General features: G+C 70.1%; 15 protein-coding genes and 1 tRNA gene. 10 read left to right on the top strand and 6 right to left on the bottom strand.

What is annotated here, in order from left to right; all coding sequences use genetic code 11:
- Nucleotides 1-126: 126 nt before the first annotated feature.
- Nucleotides 127-921 carry an SDR family NAD(P)-dependent oxidoreductase gene (locus BWI15_RS33910; protein WP_077018573.1) on the bottom strand — a complete coding sequence of 265 codons (795 nt, stop codon included), beginning with the start codon at nt 919-921 and terminating at the stop codon, nt 127-129.
- 111 nt (nt 922-1,032) lie between these two features.
- On the opposite strand from BWI15_RS33910, the gene BWI15_RS39770 reads away from it, so the two are divergent.
- The 5 genes from BWI15_RS39770 (at nt 1,033) to BWI15_RS33885 (ending at nt 6,061) form a co-directional block, all read left to right on the top strand.
- Nucleotides 1,033-1,791, top strand: coding sequence for a hypothetical protein (locus BWI15_RS39770; protein ID WP_077018572.1), 759 nt, complete (start codon nt 1,033-1,035; stop codon nt 1,789-1,791).
- Nucleotides 1,788-2,618, top strand: coding sequence for a DUF4097 family beta strand repeat-containing protein (locus tag BWI15_RS33900; protein WP_237771580.1), 831 nt, complete (start codon nt 1,788-1,790; stop codon nt 2,616-2,618). Before BWI15_RS39770 ends, BWI15_RS33900 begins: the two co-directional genes overlap by 4 nt.
- A 42-nt stretch (nt 2,619-2,660) precedes the next feature.
- Nucleotides 2,661-2,879 (top strand): hypothetical protein, encoded by a 219-nt coding sequence (locus BWI15_RS33895; RefSeq protein WP_077018570.1) that lies wholly within the window; start codon nt 2,661-2,663, stop codon nt 2,877-2,879.
- 119 nt (nt 2,880-2,998) lie between these two features.
- Nucleotides 2,999-4,540 (top strand): hypothetical protein, encoded by a 1,542-nt coding sequence (locus BWI15_RS33890; protein WP_077018569.1) that lies wholly within the window; start codon nt 2,999-3,001, stop codon nt 4,538-4,540.
- 18 nt (nt 4,541-4,558) lie between these two features.
- Entirely contained in the window at nt 4,559-6,061 is a 1,503-nt protein-coding gene (locus tag BWI15_RS33885) for a hypothetical protein (protein WP_237771579.1), read from the top strand.
- Between the two features lie 91 nt (nt 6,062-6,152).
- Here BWI15_RS33885 and dcd read toward each other — a convergent pair whose 3' ends face one another.
- Both dcd and BWI15_RS33875 read right to left on the bottom strand, forming a co-directional pair.
- The gene (gene dcd / locus BWI15_RS33880; RefSeq protein WP_077019480.1) at nt 6,153-6,728 is read right to left on the bottom strand and encodes a dCTP deaminase; all 576 of its coding nucleotides are present in this window, start codon (nt 6,726-6,728) and stop codon (nt 6,153-6,155) included.
- Nucleotides 6,729-6,911: 183 nt separating this feature from the next.
- On the bottom strand, nt 6,912-7,349 hold the full coding sequence (locus tag BWI15_RS33875; RefSeq protein ID WP_237771578.1) for a MarR family winged helix-turn-helix transcriptional regulator: 438 nt from the start codon (nt 7,347-7,349) through the stop codon (nt 6,912-6,914).
- Between the two features lie 222 nt (nt 7,350-7,571).
- Between BWI15_RS33875 and BWI15_RS33870 the strand changes: the two genes are divergently transcribed.
- Nucleotides 7,572-7,645, top strand: a tRNA-Gly gene (locus BWI15_RS33870).
- Nucleotides 7,646-7,859: 214 nt separating this feature from the next.
- Here BWI15_RS33870 and BWI15_RS33865 read toward each other — a convergent pair.
- Nucleotides 7,860-8,546, bottom strand: a complete 687-nt coding sequence (locus BWI15_RS33865; protein WP_077019479.1) for an SDR family oxidoreductase — start codon at nt 8,544-8,546, stop codon at nt 7,860-7,862.
- Between the two features lie 181 nt (nt 8,547-8,727).
- Here BWI15_RS33865 and BWI15_RS33860 point away from each other — a divergent pair, with 181 nt between their 5' ends.
- Both BWI15_RS33860 and BWI15_RS40530 read left to right on the top strand, forming a co-directional pair.
- On the top strand, nt 8,728-10,806 hold the full coding sequence (locus tag BWI15_RS33860) for a polysaccharide lyase family 8 super-sandwich domain-containing protein (protein WP_330359546.1): 2,079 nt from the start codon (nt 8,728-8,730) through the stop codon (nt 10,804-10,806).
- On the top strand, nt 10,719-11,237 hold the full coding sequence (locus tag BWI15_RS40530; protein ID WP_330359545.1) for a polysaccharide lyase beta-sandwich domain-containing protein: 519 nt from the start codon (nt 10,719-10,721) through the stop codon (nt 11,235-11,237). The genes BWI15_RS33860 and BWI15_RS40530 overlap by 88 nt, the downstream gene beginning before the upstream one ends.
- Nucleotides 11,238-11,264: 27 nt before the next feature.
- Here BWI15_RS40530 and BWI15_RS33855 read toward each other — a convergent pair whose 3' ends face one another.
- Nucleotides 11,265-13,145, bottom strand: coding sequence for a hypothetical protein (locus BWI15_RS33855; protein WP_077018566.1), 1,881 nt, complete (start codon nt 13,143-13,145; stop codon nt 11,265-11,267).
- A gap of 169 nt (nt 13,146-13,314) precedes the next feature.
- Between BWI15_RS33855 and BWI15_RS33850 the strand changes: the two genes are divergently transcribed.
- The gene (locus BWI15_RS33850; RefSeq protein ID WP_077018565.1) at nt 13,315-13,914 is read left to right on the top strand and encodes a TetR/AcrR family transcriptional regulator; all 600 of its coding nucleotides are present in this window, start codon (nt 13,315-13,317) and stop codon (nt 13,912-13,914) included.
- 247 nt (nt 13,915-14,161) lie between these two features.
- On the opposite strand, the gene BWI15_RS33845 is transcribed toward BWI15_RS33850, so the two are convergent.
- Nucleotides 14,162-15,208 (bottom strand): MerR family transcriptional regulator, encoded by a 1,047-nt coding sequence (locus tag BWI15_RS33845; protein ID WP_193432209.1) that lies wholly within the window; start codon nt 15,206-15,208, stop codon nt 14,162-14,164.
- 74 nt (nt 15,209-15,282) lie between these two features.
- Between BWI15_RS33845 and BWI15_RS33840 the strand changes: the two genes are divergently transcribed.
- Entirely contained in the window at nt 15,283-15,756 is a 474-nt protein-coding gene (locus tag BWI15_RS33840; RefSeq protein ID WP_237771577.1) for an AAA family ATPase, read from the top strand.
- Nucleotides 15,757-15,776: the final 20 nt, after the last annotated feature.

Below are 15,776 nucleotides of genomic sequence, written 5' to 3'. Positions count from 1 at the left end.
CGGGCCGGATCGGCGTACCGCCAGAATTCGTCCCCGTTGGCCCCAAGTCGCGAGCGTGACAAGAAACGTCCGGTCCCGCAAGGGGTAAATCAGCAGAAATCGCCGAACGGTCGTCCGACCTATATGTCAGCGCAAATGCGATGCACCATTCAGGTCGAGAACGGCCCCTGACGACCACACGGCTTCTGCAGACGCGAGCCAGTGGACGGCGGCCGCGACCTCCTCGACGGTGGCGACCCGGCCGAACGGGCTCTGGGCGCGGATCGCGTCGCCTCCGGGCGCGTCCAGGATCTGCGCGGTCATGTCGGTGGCGATGAAACCGGGCGCGACTGACGTCACGGTGATGTCATGAGGTGCCAGCGCGACCGCCATCGACTGCCCGAACGCGTGCAGCCCCGCCTTCGAGGCGCCGTACGCCGGGACGTCGGGCTCACCGCGATAGGCGCCGCGCGACCCGACGTTGACGATCGCACCCCGCCGGACGCCGTCGGCCGGCTCCTGGTCGATCATCTGCCGCGCGACGCACCAGGTGAGATGGGCCGCGCCTTCGAGATTGACCGCGAGCGTCCGGCGCCAGGCCGCCACCCATTCGTCGTACGGCGTCTCGGTGATCGGGTGACCGAGCCGGCGGGATCCGGCGACGGGCTCGTCGACGTACAGCGCGGCGTTGTTGACCAGGACGTCGATCCGGCCGAGCACAGCGGCTGATTTCTCCACCAGGGAAGGGATTTCGGCCGGGTCGCCGAGATCGGCGGAGACCACTCCGTGCCCCTCGCCGGCGAGCTCCCGGCGGACCGCCTCGGCGCGGTCGACGGCTCCCCGGCAGTGCAGCACGACCCGGTCGCCGGCTGCGGCGAAGACCCTGGCCACCTCGGCTCCGACCCCGCGGGACGCTCCGGTGACGAGCACTCCTCTGGACACTGCGGTCCCCTCTCGTTGACTGCCTCCATTGTGCCGGTGACAGCACGTCGGCACCACGATGACATCACTGGGTGTTGACAATGACGTCATGATGACGTCATGCTTGCTGTCATGGAACTTGACCACTACCTCGAGTCGGTCCGCCGTAGCGTGGAGAACGCCACCGCGCTGGCCGACGACCAAACCCGCTCCGTGGCGCAACGCCTCGGAGCCACGCTGGATGACGCCGGCCGCCTGGCCCTCATCTCAGCCCTGTCCGACGCCGCCGGGGAGATCAGCCGTGAGCTGTCGCCCGGATCGGTCGAGCTCAGGATGGCCGGCGGCCGTCCCGAGTTCGTCGTCACTCCCGCCCCGAGTCATCTGACCGGCGCGGACGACGACCTGGACGACGACGACACCGACGACACCCAGGACTCCGGCGCGACCGACCTCGCGCCCGACGCCGACGAGCCGACCGCGCGGATCACGCTGCGGCTGCCGCTCTCGGTGAAGAACAAGGTCGACGAAGCCGCCACCGCCGAGGGCATCTCCTCGAACGCGTGGCTGATGCGCACCGTGATGACCGCCCTGACCGGCGACCGCGGCCGCCGCGGCCCCCGGCCGCCCCGCCCACCGCGCCCGCCGCGCGGAGGAGTGTTCGGCCCCGACGGCCCGCTCGGGCCGGACGGACCGCTGGGTCCCGACGGGGTCTTCGGCCCCGACGGCGTGTTCGGTCCGGACGGACCGTTCGGCCCGGACGGCGTGTTCGGTGACGGACGGCGCGGAGACCGGCGCGAGCGCGGCGAACGCGGCGACCGCCGCGAGCGTGGACACAGTCACGGCCGCGGTGGACGCGGACCGGGCCAGCGGATGACGGGATGGGCCCAATGAGCGACTTCAGCACCGAACTGATCGGTGAGCCCGGCGAGGTCGACCGGGTCCGGATCGAGATCGGCGCCGGGCGGGTCGAGATCGTTCCGGCCGACGGCGACCGGACCCAGGTCCAGATCGACGTCGACCACGGCACCGAGGACGACGTGCGCTACAAGCTGTCCGGCAGCGAGCTGATCGTCGAGACCACGAAGAACCACCGGCGGGGGCCGGAGGTCCGGATCCGGATCCAGACCCCGGACGTGCTGGCCGCCCGGATCAAAACGGGCTCCGGCGACATCTCCGCCCGGGCGACGCTCGGCGAGGCCCGGCTGTCGACCGGGTCGGGCCAGATCCGGCTCGAGCGGGTCGAGGGCACGCTCGCGGCCGGCACCGGCAGCGGCGACATCCGGGTCGACCACGCGGCCGGCCAGCTCCGGGCGAACACCGGCTCCGGGTCGATCGACATCGAGCGGGCCGACGCCCTGGCCGGGCTGTCCACCGGGTCGGGCGACGTCCGGGTCGGCGAGGCGAACGGGCCGACCACCGTGAAGGTCGGTTCGGGCGACATCATCATCGAGCGGATCCGCGACCACTCGGTCGCCACCTCCGGCTCCGGTGACGTCCGGGTCGAGCTGGCCGACGGGCCGAGCGTACGGGCCGAGACCGCGCGCGGTGACGTCCAGATCGGCGTACCGGACGGCGTGCCGACGTACCTGGACCTGAAGACGGTCACCGGCCGGATCCGGTGCGACCTGGAGCCCGGCGAGCAGCCGGCCGAGGGCGAGCGTTCGCTGATGCTGCGGGCGCGCACGGTCTCCGGCGACATCACCGTCGTCCGGGCCTGAGGCCATCAGACAACCGCGGGGACGACCGAGGGGACGAGCACGATGATCACCGAACATCAAGAGATCGCACGGTGTCAGGTCGCCGAGCAACTGCGGCAGGCCGAGCAGCGAGCGCTGCGCAAGCAGGACCGGGCCGACCGTGAGGCGGCGTACGGCGTCAACGCTCCTCGGCGCGAGCTGGCCGGCGTGCTGCGCCGGCTGGCCGACCGCCTCGAGCCACAACCGCGGCACCGCCGCACCGGCCTGTCCGTGGTCCGCTGACGAGTCAGCAACATTGCAGGAAGCTGCAATCTCCCGGTCCCGGCACACGCCGATCGACGGCCCGTTCCCGCTGCTAGCGTTCCGCTGGTCATCGGTGCCGGACTCGGGGAGAAGCAAGGATGTTACGTCAGGTAGTCGCTGCCGCGGCCGCGGTCGCGCTGCTGGCCGGGTGTAACAGCGGGGACGACAAGTCCTCGGCTGACAGCAACCCGACGGACGGCGCGAGCCAGACCCCCAGTACGCCGAGCGTCCCGGCCCCGACCCCGTACGACCCCCCGAAGGCGTTCGCAGCGGTCACCGCGACCGCGCTGCCGGAGGAGAAGGGCCACACCACGTTCGTCCCGCCGGTCGCCATGGTCGGTACGACAGCGGTGGCCAACAGCCACAGCGGCGCCTTCGGCCAGACGATGAACGGAACCGCGGCGACGTGGCGGACGCCGTCCACCGACACCACCGACGGCACCGTGGTCACCCAGGACGTGAGCGCGCCGGTCGCCGTCCAGGTCGACGGCAAGCCGGCCGTCGCGGTCGCCTACTACCAGCGGGTCAAGGGTGGCGGCACGTCGAAGCCGATCGTCCGGGTGCTGTTCCGGTGGCTCGACCCGACCGACGGCAAGCTGTTGTCCGAGGCAACGGTCGACGCCACCCCGCTGCTGGGTGACCAGGAGGTCAACAGCGGTCTGCCCGGCGGCTTCACCGAGCAGGCCGTCGACCGGGCCACCGGCCAGTTCGCGATCGGCGTCGCGCCGACCAGCCTGATCGGCGCGAAATCCGGCGTGATCACCGTGATCGGCGACCCGGCCACCAAGAAGGGCGTCGCCATCCCGTTCATGAAGCCGGCGGGGATCAGCCAGGGCGTTCTGGTCGGCGCTCAGGGCGAGGACAACACCCGGCGCTCGTTGGCGCTCGTCGACGCCGCCACCGGCAAGGTGACCAAGTCCGGTCTGCTGCGCGGTCTGGAGGGCCTCAACCCGACGGGCGGCGGCGGCAGGTACGTGTACCTGTACGGGCAGAAGTACACCAAGGGCATCGGCTCCTTCGGCACCGGCGACTACGTGGGCAGCATCTACGCGGTCGACCCGGCCACCGGCACCGTCGTCCAGACCAAGTCCGCGGTGAAAGACACCCAGTACCTGCTCAACTACGGCTGCCGCGCGGACGGGCAGAAGACCGTCGTCTGCACCGCGGGCGAGGGCGCGGACGAGGCGGAGATCGTCGCGTTCGACGACACCACCGGCAAGAAGCTCTGGGGCTACACCGAGAAGAGCCCCGGCCGGGTCGTGCCGCGGGTGACCGCGGTGTTCCACGGCCTGGTCTACGCGATGGTCGAGAAGAAGCCAGTCCTGGTCGACGCGCTGACCGGTCAGGACGTCCCGATCCCGACGCCGTCGCCGAGCACCCTGCCGAGCGACGCGGTCTCCCCCACTGACGGCACCACCCCCACCGACGCCGGTACGCCGACCGACGGCAGCACGCCGACGGACGGCAGCACGTCGTCCGTCGAGGTCAGCCCGACCGACGGTCCGACGCCCGCCCAGCCCGACTTCACGCCGATGTCGCCGCAGAGCGTGTCCGAGTTCGGCGGCGTGTACGTGCGCGAGGACACCATGTCCACCACCGACTCCGCCGGCATCCTTCAGGTCCTGAAGGCGGTCGGCTGACCCATGGGAGACCATCGAATGCTGCGTCCGTTGATCACGGCAACAGTCGCCGCCGTCCTGCTGGCCGGTTGCAACTCCGGTGACGGCAAGTCCGCCGAGCAGGCGCCGGCCGACGGTACGCCGTCGGCATCGTCGACGCCCACCACGCCGGAGTTGGCCACGTTCGATCCACCGAAGGCGTTCACCGCGGTCTCGGCGCTGGCGCAGAGCTCGACCGACGGAACGAACAACGCGTTCAACATCAGGGCCGGCATGGTCGGCCCGACCGCGTTGTACGCGCTGCGCCGCGGACTGACCGGCTACACGCTCAGCGAGAACACGTGGGAGGTGCCGTCCTCGGACGACCCGACCACGGCGACCAGCGACTTCACCGAGCCGGTGCCCGTGCAGCTGGACGGCAAGGAGGTCATCGCGGTGGCGTACGCGCAGACCGTCCAAGGCAGCGGCACGCAGAAGTCGCACGGTCAGGTCAAGGTCCAGTGGATCGACCCGGCCGACGGCAAGGTCCTCGTCGAAGTCGTCGCCGACCTGAGCGCGCTGCTCGGTCCGGGCAACGGCGTGCACCGCTTCTCGCCGGCCGCCTACGACGCCGCCACCGGCCAGATCGCCGTCGGCGTCGATGTCCAGTCGCCGGACCGGACGGCCAAGATCAACGAACTGTCGGTGTTCGCCGACCCGGTCACGAAGAAGGCGACGACCATCCCGTCGGTGACCGCGGGCGGCGTGCGCGACGGCATGGTCGTCGGCGCGAAGGGCGACAACGTCGAACACGCCACCAACGCCGCGATCGTGCACGTCGACGGCGTGACCGGAACGGTGAAGAAGACCATCCCGGTGCCGACGGCCCACTACTTGTTCCCGGTCGGGAGCGGCGGCAAGCACGGCTACTTCGTCGGCAACGGGTACCAGAAGAACCCCGGTCACCACGTGAGCTCGATCTACGCGGTCGACATCGCGACCGGCAGCGTGGTGGACAACAAATTCCCAAACTCGGAGCAGCGCCCGGAGGCGACGTCCTGTTTCTCCGACCACGTCAGCTCCGTGGTCTGCCACCGCGCCACGGCGATGTCGCAACCGCTGCTCGTCACCGGCTTCGACGACACCACCGGGAAGAAGGTCTGGGGTTACGACGCGACCGCGGCCAACCGGGTGGTCCCCCTGGTGACCGCGATCTACAACGGCGTCGTGTACGGATACGCGGACCAGCAGGCGGTCCTGCTGGACGCCAAGACGGGCCAGGACATCGTCGCGGCGCCGAGTGCGACACCGTCCGACGGCAGCACCCCGAGCGATGGCGAGAGCCCGAGCGACGGCGAGAGCCCCGGCGACGCGACGTCGCCGAGCGACATCCCGACCAGCCTCCCAAGCCGCGGCGGCTGGGGCGACACCTCGCTGCTCTACGGCCAGCCGAAGTCGCCGGACATGGTGTCGAAGTACGGCAGCGCGTACCTGCAGGACACCGCCAACAACGCCCCGCCGGGGACGGAGAAGATCCTGGTGGTCCAGAAGGCCATCGGCTGATCGCCTGAGCAGACACGAGGGCCCGGCGCGGAGATCCGCGCCGGGCCCTTGTCGTTGGATCAGCTCGTCCTACGGCGGTTCGTCGTACGGCTCAGATGTCGGTGCGGTGGAAGTTCAGGTGGGAGCGCGACGGCGTCGGGCCACGCTGGCCCTGGTAGCGCGAGCCGTACTTCGCCGAACCGTAGGGGTGCTCGGCCGGTGACGACAGGCGGAAGAAGCACAGCTGGCCGATCTTCATGCCCGGCCACAGCTTGATCGGCAGGGTCGCCACGTTCGACAGCTCCAGCGTCACGTGCCCGGAGAAACCCGGGTCGATGAACCCCGCGGTCGAGTGCGTCAGCAGCCCGAGCCGGCCCAGCGAGGACTTGCCCTCCAGCCGCGCCGCGACGTCGTCGGGCAGCGTGACCAGCTCGTACGTCGAGCCGAGCACGAACTCGCCCGGGTGCAGGATGAACGGCTCGTCGCCTTCGGGCTCGACCGTGCGGGTCAGGTCGGGCTGTTCCTCGGCGGGGTCGATGTGCGGGTACTTGTGGTTCTCGAAGACCCGGAAGTAGCGGTCCAGGCGCACGTCGACGCTCGACGGCTGCACCATCGCAGCGTCGAACGGATCCAGCTGGACCCGCTTCGCATCGAGCTCGGCCAGGATGTCGCGGTCGGAGAGCAGCACGCAGGCACGGTACCGCAGCCCGGCCGTCACAGGGCAGGCCGGACACCCACGTGCCGCTCACAACAACGTACTGACGACGGCCCTGGTCGCTCCCCGTCGACTGGTGGTGCTCCGGTCCGGACCCCTCAGCTCTCCGGAACGGGGCTCACCTGCGGGCCGTCGGCAACAGCTTCGCCGGCTCGGTCAGGCCAGCTTGTTGAACTTCGAGACCTGGTTGGCGAAGGTCTTCACCTGGGTCGGCGACCAGTCCTTGAGCAGGTCCTCGATCACCTTGTGCCGCTTCTTGCGGGCCGCGGCGAGCTTGCGCTTGCCACTGGCGGTCAGCGTCAGCAGCGTGGCGCGGGCGTCGGACTTGTCAGCGGCCCGCTTCAGCAGACCTTCCTCCTCCAGCCGTGCACAGGCCCGGCTGACCGGACCCTTGTCCACCTCGAGGGCCGCGACCAGATCCGCCATCCGGACCGGAGCGAGCTCCTCGACGTGGTTCAGCAACGCGTACTGGGCCGGTTCCAGATCCGGGTGTGCCTCGTCGGACAGTGTCCGCTGCAGACCTCGCAGCCGGCGCGCCATCGTGACGAGCTCCCGTTCCAGGTTGTCCAGCGCGTCGTTAGTGTCAGTTGCCACCTCTTCACCCCTTCTTTGCAGTTGCCCCGCAACCATCTTGTCCGGTCCTGGTCAGGACCGCATCCTCACGTTGCGTCCATTGTTGCCCCCGGCAACGCGTTCTAATCTGCCAGAGTTCGGGCGCTGTGCCCAGTCCTTGGGCGCGCTTTGTGGAAAACTGCCCACTCACCCCCCGTGCAAACCGCCCCGGGAACCAGGTATGATCCATCGCGTTGTGAGCGTGCGGGTGTAGTTCAATGGCAGAACATCAGCTTCCCAAGCTGACAGTGCGGGTTCGATTCCCGTCACCCGCTCCACGCCAGGGCTCATGTCCTGACCAGCACGAAGGCGCCGCCGGAATTTCCGGAGGCGCCTTTTCGCTTTCTGCCACGGCCGCGACACGGCCTATTCGAAGATCAACTGACGTCCGCGTTTGACCGGTCACTCAGCGGGTAGTCCCGCCGATTGCATGCCCCAGGCACCGACCAGCGGGAGAAACCGCGCGTTTTCGGATCGTCCGGTGAGTTCTGGTCAGGACGCCCGGGCACCGCCGTCGAGCTCGAGGTCGACGGCGTTCACACCGCCGTTGCGGAGCAGGAAGTCGACGGCGTCGACGACCTCGGCAGTGCTCACCGTCCGGCCGATCGGCGTCCGGGAAACCACCTGCGACAGTTCGGCGTTCTGCCACTTCGGGGTGTCGCCGACAACGCCGGGGTGCAGCACGTTCACGCGCAGCGGCGCGAGTTCCACCGCCAGTGTCCGGGCGAGTGCGGAGACGCCGCCGTTCACGGTGGTCACCATCGTCGATCCCGGATACGGCCGGTCCTTGGCCAGACCACCGAGCAGTACGACGGAAGCGCCCGGCCGGAACCGGTCGGACAGCACCCGCACGGTCTCGGCGTACCCGACGAGCTTCACCGTCGCCGCGGCGATCGCGTCGCCGAGGTGGAAGCCCGCGATCGTGTTGCCGCCCGGCAGGTTCGCGGTGATGACCAGGTGGTCGACCGCGGTGATCTCCGCGAGGGCCGACTCGATCGTCTCCGGCTGGGTCAGGTCGACCGCCAGCCCGCGGGTCGAGCCGCCCACCAGCGCCGCGGCCTCGTCGGCTCCCGACTTGGTCCGGCTCGTCACCACCACGGAGTCACCGCGTCCGGCGTACTCCTGGGCGATCGCCAGCCCCAGTCCTCCGCTTCCTCCGACCACCAGCACCTCGGCCACGCGTCGTTCACCTCTTCCCTTCGCCCCGGCGCCGATCGCCGCGAGCACCGAAAACAGGCAACCACCGCCGGCACCCATCTGTTCCGGCGGAGCAGAAAGTCGGCGGTAAGCGGTTGCCGAAAGATAGTTTCTGCTGCTTGACTCGAACGGTGAGGTTCTTCCCTTCCGCCCGGGAGTTGTTGTGGAGCTCAGTCGCCGCCGCCTGCTGTCGTTCGTCCCTGCCGCCACCCTGCTGACCGCGGTCCATCCCGCGCCGGCGTCCGCGGCCGGCCCCACCACGGGAACGGAGGTTCCCGCCGTCGAAGGTCCCGCCCAACTGCTGGCCAACCTGGCCGGCATCTTCACCGGCACCGCCGAGTCCAACGCGCGCCCGGAGGTCGCCGCGAAGCTCGCCGCGCTCGACCAAACCGCCCGGACCTGGCTGACCGCGATGGATCGCGCGGGCGCGACCGAGGCGTTCGCCGGTCTGCCTCTCGGGACCAGCGATCCGAACCTCAGCGCGTCGTACCAGCACCTCTACGAGATCGCGCTCGCCGTCCGGCGTCCCGGACCGGCCTCCGAGCTGCAGGGCAACGCGGCGATCCGCGCCAAGGTGCTCGACAAGCTGGCCTGGCTGCACGCGAACTACTACGGCGACCAGGCGAAGGGGTACTACGGCAACTGGTTCACCTGGGAGATCGGCATCTCGACGTACGCCGGCCGCACGCTGGCACTGCTCGACGCGCCGCGCGACCTGGTCACGACGTACGTCGCGTCGATGGACGCCTACCTGCGCAACGGCACCGACGGCGACGTGAACCTCGACTCGCGCTTCCACACCGGCGCGAACCTGGCCGACATCACCACCAACCGGATCGTCCAGGGCGCGCTGCTCGGCGACGACGCCCGGATCCGCAAGGCGCTGCAGGACCAGTTCACCGTGTTCGCGACGATCGACCCGTACGACCTGCGGCACGGGGTCACCGACGGGTACTACGCCGACGGCTCGTTCATCCAGCACAGCTCGGTCGCCTACACCGGTTCGTACGGCAAGGCGCTGCTCAGCCGAGTCGTGCAGACCGTCAAGCTGCTCGACGGTACGGCGTACGCGACCAGCGACGGGCTGGTGAAGGTGGTGCAGGGCTGGGTCGAGACCGGGTTCGCGCCGCTGATCTTCGAGGGCTGGATGATGGAGATCGTCAAGGGCCGCGCGGTCTCCCGGCCCGGCACCGGGTACGACGACGTCGCGGTGGTGATCGAGGCGGTCGTCGACCTGGCCGACTACGCGACCGCGGAGGACGCGGCGCTGCTGCGGTCGTACGTGAAGTTCACCGCGCGGCCGACGCTGAACCCGAACAGCTTCGTGTCGCCGGTCAGCGTGGCGCGGTTCCACGAGATCGTCGGCGATCCGGCGGTCGTCGCCGCGGACCTGAACCCGGCGGCGAGCAGCGTCGCGTTCAACGCGATGGACAAGACCGTGCACCGGCGGCCCGGCTACGCGTTCGCGCTGGCGCGGAGCTCGGCGCGAATCAGCAAGTACGAGTACATGAGCGGCGAGAACCTGCTGCCGTGGTTCCAGGGCGACGGGGCGTACTACCTCTACCTGGCCGGGCAGGACCAGACCCAGGCGTACGGGGTCGACTACTTCACCACGGTCTCGCCGTACGGGCTGGCGGGCGTGACCGCGCCGGTCGAGCAGCGGCGCACGATCCCGGAGCTGTACGGGAAGGCGTTCTACGACAACCCGGCGCATCCGCTGAACTTCACCGCGTCGTCGGAGTCGCAGAACACCTACGTGTACTTCCCGCGCGGCACCAACCAGTACTCCGGTGGCGCGACGCTCGACACCTTTGGCGCGGTCGGGTGGGTGCAGTCCGACGACTACCCGTACGCGCAGCGGGCGAAGCTGCCCGAGGACTTCGTCGTCTACCGCAACGCGTCGGCGACCAAGTCCTGGTTCCTGCTGGACGACGAGATCGTCGTCCTGGCCGCAGGCGTCGGCGACGCCGATCGTGCCGTCACCACCACCGTCGACGCCCGGCCGTCGTTGCCCGCGGTCCCGTCGCCATCGAAGGCGTCCTGCGCAGCGGCCGCCGCTGGTCAGGCTCCGGCGTCGCCGACCTGCGCTGGCTGCACTACACGAACGGAACTCAATCGGTCGGCTACTACTTCCACCAGCCCGCCCGTACGCGCGTGGACCTGGCCCCGGTCATCCGCAGCCGCCGAGTCGTCCGTACGTCGAATCCCGACACCGCGGTCACCCGCAACGTCTTCTCCCTGACCCTCGACCAGCCCGCCGGCGCCTTCACTTCCCACGCCTATTCACTGCTGCCGAACGCCACCCGCCCCCAGCTGCACTCCCACCGCCCGCCTCGGATCCTCACCAACACCACCCGGGCCCAGGCGATCCACCACGCAGCCCTCAACCTCACCTTGGCCAACACGTTCGCCGCGGGCCCCCACCTTCTCCCCGGCCTGATCGTCGACGGGCTTGCTTCGACGGTCGTCCGCACGTCAGGCCCACAGGTCACCGTCGCCGTCTCCGATCCCACGTTCACGCGCCCGACCATCACGATCACGATCCCTGGCCGCCGCCTCACCCTGACCACCCCGAACCCCGCCGTACGGGTCACCCACACCTTGCTGGGCACCCGCCTCACCTACACCACCCACCAACTCCACGGCGCCACGATCACCGCCGTACTGCGCTAGCTCTCACACCACACACCGTCGTCGGCGTCAGCTGCCGCCGGCGCCGACGAGTTGGCCGTCGAGGGAGAGGATTTGGATCTTTCCCTGACCCTTGGCCGGGATGACCAGGGCCAGCTGGTGCAAGTAGTCCTGGTGCAGGGTCTGGGTGTACTTCACGTAGCTGCTGAACGCGGTGGGTGGGCCGCTGGTCCAGTACGCGTTCGAGCCGGGCTCGATGTGTTGCAGGTACTGCTCGGTGAGTGCCAGGAAGACCAGGGCCTCGCCGTTCGGCGTGATGAAGGTGAGGGGATCGCCGGACGGGCGGAAGGTGTCGATGGCGGTGGCGATGTACGGCTTCTTCGTGTCGGCGATCTTGTCCTTGGCGCGCTGGTTGAGCAGGCTGTCGGTGCCGGGGGACGGCGTGAAGAGCGCCGCCTGCGGGGACTGCGGGCCGCCGGTGAGGTAGGCGGCGAGGTTCGCGGCGGCGGTCTGGGGAAGGCTGGCGAGCTTGCTCATGTCGGCCTTGGTCGGGGTACGCAGGCCTTCGAGTGGCGGGAGCTTCATCGACGCGCTCGGGTAGACCGAGTATTTGAGCGTCCACGGGTCGCCGGCGGTGGCGCGTTCCCAGACGCCGAGCTGCTTGCTGTCGGGGCTGGTGGAGACCCCGGAGGCCACCACGAACCGCATCGGGTACGACCCGTACTGCGGGGCGCCGATGCTCGGCTGCGTGTACGTGAACGGCTTGACCTTGTCCTTGCCGGCCTCGTCGGTCTTCCGGCCGATCTGGTAGCCGGCGCGGGTCATCGCGAGCGTCGGGCCGGTCTCGATCGCCTCGGACAGCTTGGCGTCGCGGGCCTGGTTGGCCCGGTTGTTGAGCTCGTTGTACTTCTGTACGGCGACCAGCCCGTCGGCGACCGTCACGGCGGCGCGGGTGACCGGTCCGGAACTCGTGTTCTGCTGCGGGATCGCGACACAGCCAGTTGCCGTCAGCAACAGCATCCCGCCGGTGAGCAGGCCGCCCACCCGCTTCAACCGCGGCGGCGAGTACGCCGGCGCCTGGTACTGCGGAGGAATGCCCGGCACGGGCTCCGGCCGCCGCGTCGGCTCGTCCTCGGGCTCGTCCGGCTCCGGCTGCTCCTTCCCGACCGGCGCCCCGACCGGCTTCACGGGCGGCGGCGCGACCGGCTGCCGCTCCTCCTCGGGCGCCTCGACCGGCTTGACCGGCGGCGGCGACACCGGCGCCTGCGGGACCAGCGGGTACTGCACGCCGGCACCGGCGTACGGCGTCGTCTGCTGCTGAGTCGGCGTGCTGGTCGCCCCCGGCTGACGCCTGCGCGGCAGCAGCAGCCAGACGCCCAGGAACAGCAGGATCAGCCCGACCCCCAGAACGACGAGACAGATTCCGAACAGCCCCTTGAGCTCCACCCCGAAGGTGACCGTGGCGTCGACGCCCGGCGTACCGTCGGCGTTCATCACGACCACGTCGTACGCGCCGTCCTCGGTCTCCCATTCGGCCGACCGCTCGCCCGGCCCGGCGGCGTCCGCCAGCCACCAATCGAGCCCGGTCGGCGGATTGAGGCGGCCGGTCGCGCCCTTCATCTCCTGCGTCGCGAAGTCCGAGGGCAGATCGAAGCGCACCACTCGCGTGTACGCCGATCGGCCGAGGTAGCTGCTGACATCGAGGTCGTGGCCGACGCCAACGAACACCGGCCGGGAACTCGCCGCGGTCACGTGCAGCGTGAAGCCGTGCCGGTCGAGCAGGTTCGGCGCCGTGGCGACCGCCAGGCCGCGACTGGTCAGCCGCTGCTCTCCGGTGTCGACGGTGCTGTCCGGACCGACCAGCCAGAACGCGGAGGCTGCCCCGGCGAGCGTGACGACCACCCCCACCAGCGCGAGTGGCAGACCAAGGGTGACGCGGACGAAACGCATGAGTGGGGCTCCCGTTGTACGACCTGTCGAGTCCGAGCGGAGGACCGACCGGCACAGACCCTAGCCATTGGCAGAGGTCGGCCGTCGTTGACCAATAACTGATCGGGAAGCGATCAGTTACTCTCGGCCGGTTAGTGAACGCCCATTTATAAACCACGAGAGGTACGCCGTGGCCCGCCCACGCCTGATCGACGACGACACGATCCTGGATGCGACCCGCGTCGTCCTGGCCGAGCTGGGCCCGGTGAAACTGACCCTCGCGGCCGTCGGCGCGCGGGTCGGATTGTCGGCACCGACGCTCGTCCAGCGGTTCGGCTCCAAGCGCGGCCTGCTGCTCGCGTCGGCCGCACGCTCGCCGCTGATGGTGATCCGCGCCGCCGAGCAGGCCGAGGCACGCAACACCTCGCCGCTCGCCGCGTTGCGCGACTTCGCCCTGTCGAGCGTCGCCCACATCGAGCGGCGCGAGCAGCTGGGGAACGGGCTGGGCTTCGTCCAGCTCGACGTCGCGGATCCGGAGTTCCGCGAGCACGCGCTGGCCCGCTCGGCGGCGATCGTCGACACCACCGCACGCCTGCTCCGCGCCGCCCAGGACGCCGGCGAGCTGGCGCCCGACGCGGACGTGGACGCCCTGGCCCGACTCACCCTGGTCTGCTTCAACGGCGCCCTCCAGGTCTGGGCGGTCAACGGCTGGGGGACCCTGACCGACTTCGTGCGAGATCAGCTCGACTTGGTGCTCACGCCGTACCTGACCGGCTCCCGTGGAACATGAGCCGGCTCCTCGTCGAGGAGTGAGATCTTGCTGCACAGTGGTGTTTTGTCGCTGCCGGGCGGGTGTTCCCCACCACCACGCCGTGCTGGTGACCGCGGTCCACCGCTGAGCGACTCCGACCACTGACCAACCCGTCGGATCGCCGCCTCCACCCTGCCGGTTGAGCGTGAACTTGGCGCAGGGGCCGAGGTTGGTCGGTGGTGCACGTCGACGAGCCGGACTACCCGACGTTCGAGATCGACTTCGGTTAGTCCAGGCGGTGCGGCATCACCAGGGTGGTGAACGTGCCCTGGTCCGCCGAGCGGATCACGACGGGACGGTCGGGGGCGCGGATCTCGAGCAGGACGTCGGGGCCGACTCCGGTGGCGAGGGCCTCGGCCAGGAGGCGGGTGGTGAAGCCGATCCGGAGTGGGGGTCCGGTGGTGATCGCGTCGATGCTTCGGTCGCCGATCGTGACGGTGGCAGCGTCGATGCTCAGGGCAACCACTTCATCGGTGCCGAGCAGCTCGGCGAGGCCGGCGCGGTCGACCATCACGCGGCAGGCGGGCGGTTCCAGACCGTTCAGGACGACTTGGTAGTCGAGGTACTCGGCGTCCAGCAACGGCAGAGTCCGGGTCTCGGTGCGGCTGGTGATGGTCAGCTCGGCGCCCGCCTGCAGCTCGACGGTGTCGGCCGCGGCGAGCCAGCGGGACAGCTCGGTCAACGCCGGCGCCGGGACCAGGATTGCGCCCGGCGTGCCCTCGAACGACTGCGGACGCACGTTGCGAACGGCGAGCCGGTACCGATCCGTGGCGACCAGCGTGACCTCGGCCTCGCTCAACTCGATCCGCACACACGCCAACGCCGGTAAGCCCTGCTCCCCCGGCCGCGCGGCCGAAGGCGTCACCTGCCGGATCGCACTCGCCAGCTCCGGCCCGCCCAACCTCACCCGCGGCGATCCGCCGGCGACCGGTTCCGGCGTACTGGAGAGACTCGCCAGAATCCGGTACGCCGCCCGGCGGGTGGCGACCGCCTTCTGCTCGACCGTCCGCAGATGCGCCTCGACCACCGCCGCCGCGGCCCCGGGCTCGCCGTCCAGCACCCGCCGCACCTCCGGCAGCGGCAGGTCGATCTCCCGCAGATCCCGCAGCAGCCGGGCGCGCGGCTCCTGCTCGGGCGCGTAGTACCGATACCCGTTGCCCTCGTCGACGACCGCCGGCCGCAGCACCCCGCAGTCGTCGTAGAACCGCAGCGCGCTCGGCGTCAGCCCGACCCGCCGCGCGAACGCGCTGATGCTCACCAGGTCGTCCACCACACCCCCGATCCAACACCTTCAGCCAACTCGAAGGTCAATGAGCGCCACCCGGGCCGGACAGGGACAATGGTTCCGTGTCGAGGCTGTTCGTGGTGGCGGGAGCGCCTGGGGCGGGGAAGTCCACTGTTGTGCCGGAGCTGCTGCGGCTCAACGAGGGTGGGCTCGTGGTGATGGACATGGACGAGCTGCTCGACGACGACGGGCGCCTGCTTGGGATCACGATCGCCGACCAGGCCGCGGCGCCGCACTGGCCGGCGTACAACACGCTCTGGCTGCGCATCACCGAGCTGATCCGCCGCTCGGGCATCCCGGTCCTCCTGCTGGGCCCGCTGACCCCGAGCCAGCTCCCGGAGGGCCGCTGGCTCCACCTGGACTGCCCGGACGACGTACGGCGTCGCCGTCTCACGGCTCGCGGCTGGTCGGAGACCGAGATCGCGGACGCGATCCACGACGCGGCCGAGCTCCGCATGCTGGTCCCACCCTCGGTGCAGGGCGACGGTACGCCGGAAGAGGCGGCCCGCGAGATCCTCTACTGGGTCAAGGCCTAGGACTGCTCAGCATCGGCGTA

The sequence above is a fragment of the Kribbella sp. ALI-6-A genome (genome assembly GCF_001984195.1).
Classification (GTDB): Bacteria; Actinomycetota; Actinomycetes; order Propionibacteriales; family Kribbellaceae; genus Kribbella.
This window is presented reverse-complemented; position numbering and strand designations above follow the sequence as displayed.

Excerpts from the sequence above, each read along its gene's own strand:
- BWI15_RS33900 (WP_237771580.1), top strand. The coding sequence starts at position 1,788 with ATGAGCGACTTCAGCACCGAACTGATCGGTGAGCCCGGCGAGGTCGAC.
- BWI15_RS33895 (WP_077018570.1), top strand. The coding sequence starts at position 2,661 with ATGATCACCGAACATCAAGAGATCGCACGGTGTCAGGTCGCCGAGCAA.
- BWI15_RS33885 (WP_237771579.1), top strand. The coding sequence starts at position 4,559 with ATGCTGCGTCCGTTGATCACGGCAACAGTCGCCGCCGTCCTGCTGGCC.
- BWI15_RS33890 (WP_077018569.1), top strand. The coding sequence starts at position 2,999 with ATGTTACGTCAGGTAGTCGCTGCCGCGGCCGCGGTCGCGCTGCTGGCC.
- BWI15_RS39770 (WP_077018572.1), top strand. The coding sequence starts at position 1,033 with ATGGAACTTGACCACTACCTCGAGTCGGTCCGCCGTAGCGTGGAGAAC.
- BWI15_RS33855 (WP_077018566.1), bottom strand. The coding sequence starts at position 13,145 with ATGCGTTTCGTCCGCGTCACCCTTGGTCTGCCACTCGCGCTGGTGGGG.